At 67.4% G+C, this 2,368-nt stretch carries 1 protein-coding gene and 1 pseudogene; both read right to left on the bottom strand.

The window, feature by feature from the left end:
- Positions 1–150 precede the first annotated feature (150 nt).
- The gene (locus ABZ656_RS57515) at positions 151–1,167 is read right to left on the bottom strand and encodes a TerC family protein (protein ID WP_360280670.1); all 1,017 of its coding nucleotides are present in this window, start codon (positions 1,165–1,167) and stop codon (positions 151–153) included.
- A gap of 283 nt (positions 1,168–1,450) precedes the next feature.
- Positions 1,451–2,368, bottom strand: a pseudogene (locus ABZ656_RS57510) (export associated protein); the annotation flags it as partial.

Genomic DNA, 2,368 nt, shown 5'->3' with positions numbered 1-2,368 from the left:
GGAGATTCGCCAGGCGCCGCCCGGTACACGACAGTGATCTGCCGGTCTTCTTCCGGCTGATGAACGACCCCGAGTCCCTGCAGATGGCCGCCTTCACCGGCGAGGGCCGCGCACCCCGCCACGAGGCGGCTGTTGCCGCCTCCGACGTGATCAGGCGTCGATGCTGCTCGTCGGGGACTTCTCAGACGTCGGGGTCTGCGAAGCGCCTTCGGAAGCTTCCAGCGCCGCCTGCTTCTTGGAGGCGATCAGGCTGGTGATCGTCGTGACGACCAGGACCGCGCAGATCACCCCGAGCGAGACCGGGATGGAGATCTCGGGGACGTGGACGCCGGACTCGTGCAGTGCGTGCAGCACCAGCTTGACGCCGATGAAGCCGAGGATGACGGACAGGCCGTAGCTGAGGTGGACCAGCTTCCTGAGCAGGCCGCCGATGAGGAAGTACAGCTGGCGTAGACCCATCAGCGCGAACGCGTTGGCCGTGAAGACGATGTACGGGTCCTGGGTCAGGCCGAAGATCGCGGGGATGGAGTCGAGCGCGAAGAGCACGTCCGTGGTGCCGATCGCAAGCATCACGACCAGCATCGGCGTCATGACGCGCTTGCCGTTCTGCTGGATCCACAGCTTGGTGCCGTGATAGCGGTCGGCCACGCCGAAGCGCTTCTCGACGGCCTTGAGCAGCTTGTTCTCCTCGAACTCCTCCTCCGGCTCGTCGGCCCGCGCCTCCTGGATCAGCTTCCAGGCCGTGTAGATGAGGAACGCGCCGAATATGTAGAAGACCCAGGCGAAGTTGGAGATGATCGCGGCGCCCGCGGCGATGAAGATCGTGCGCAGGACGAGCGCTATGAGGACGCCGACGAGAAGTACCCGCTGCTGGTACTGCGTCGGCACGGCGAACTTCGCCATGATCAGGACGAAGACGAAGAGGTTGTCGACGCTCAGCGACTTCTCGGTGATGAAGCCGGCGAAGAACTCTCCGGCGGGCTGGCCGCCGGAGAAGACGAGCAGTCCCAGGCCGAACAGTCCGGCCAGAGCGATCCAGACGATCGTCCAGATTCCGGCTTCCTTGATCGATACGTCGTGCGGCTTGCGACCGATGAAGAAGTCGACCGCGATGAGGGCGGCGAGGCCCACGATCGTGAGGACCCAAAGGGTCACGGAAACATCCACTGCGCCTCCGGCAGTCGTAACGGCAAATACCAGCGTCGTCGCTGCCGGAGGTCTCTTCCACCCGCGACCGAGGGGACGCGTGATGCGTCCGCGGTCCACGGGCCGACGCCCCGGGATCCGGTCGGATCCGTATTGACGGGAACGCCGCTACTGGTAGGGAGTACTCCCCTCCGTACGGAAAACAGTACCCGAAACACCAAGGAAAGGTAAAGCTATCAGTAAAAGAAAGACCAAATCACCTGGTCAGAGGCCTTTACCGATACTTGGCGAAGTCCTCTGCGGGTCAGCGGTTCCAGGAGCGGCGTGCCGCCGCCACCTGGGAGAGCACCTGCTGGAGCACCTGACTGCCCGGCGGGACGAGCGCGGGTTCGTACGTCCAGGCGTGTCCCACCCACGGGTCGGCGAGATGGTCGTCGGGCACCGGGGTGAGTCGCAACAGCGAACGCCAGAGAGGATCGAGCAGCGGCCCGTAGGCAGCGGCGTCCTCCCGATCCGCGACCATCATCAGGTGGACGCCGACGGCCGGTCCCTCGTCCGCGAGATAGCGCAACTGCGTCACGGCGCGGTCGTCGAAACCGTGCGGGAAATCGTTGACGATCAGCAGCTGTTCGGCGGTGTCGAGGTCCGGCGGCAGCGAGTCGGCCACGCCGCCGCGCACCGCCATCTGCACCAGGTCGACACGCTGGGTGAGCCGGGCCAGCGCCTCGCCCACCCCCGCGGCACCGGCGGCGGGCGGACCGTCGAGGACTCCGGAACGCACCAGCGGCGCGAGAGACGAGGCTCCCGAACCCGCCGGGTCGATCACATGCACCGTGAACTCACCCGCGGGATAGACGGCGAGCAGCCGGGCGGCGTGCGCCACCGCCGTGTCCATGGCGAGTCGGCGCAGCTCGTCGGAGTCGGCGAGCGGGTCGTCGAGGCCGGCCCGTCCGCTGTCGATCCACAGGCCGCGTTCGAGCGGAAGCCGTACCAGCATCGGGATGCTCAGGTTCTCGCTCTCGGGCAACCGGAGGTCGCCGAGGCGCAGGGCCATGGGGATCTCCATGGGCACCCGGTAGCCGTGCCAGACCGGGTTGTCCCAGGACGCGTACGCAGCGGGCAGCGCGGGCTCGACCACCTCGGCCTCGGCCGCGAGCTGGGCGAGGTCCCGGTCGAGCGCGGCGCGGGCCTGGTCGACCAGGCCCGCGCCGCGCTCGACCGG

Origin of the sequence: Streptomyces sp. NPDC007095, assembly GCF_040634475.1 — a bacterium.
In the GTDB taxonomy this organism is placed as follows: domain Bacteria; phylum Actinomycetota; class Actinomycetes; order Streptomycetales; family Streptomycetaceae; genus Streptomyces.
The sequence above is the reverse complement of the archived record's forward strand: the minus strand, read 5'-3'. Positions and strand labels throughout refer to the sequence as shown.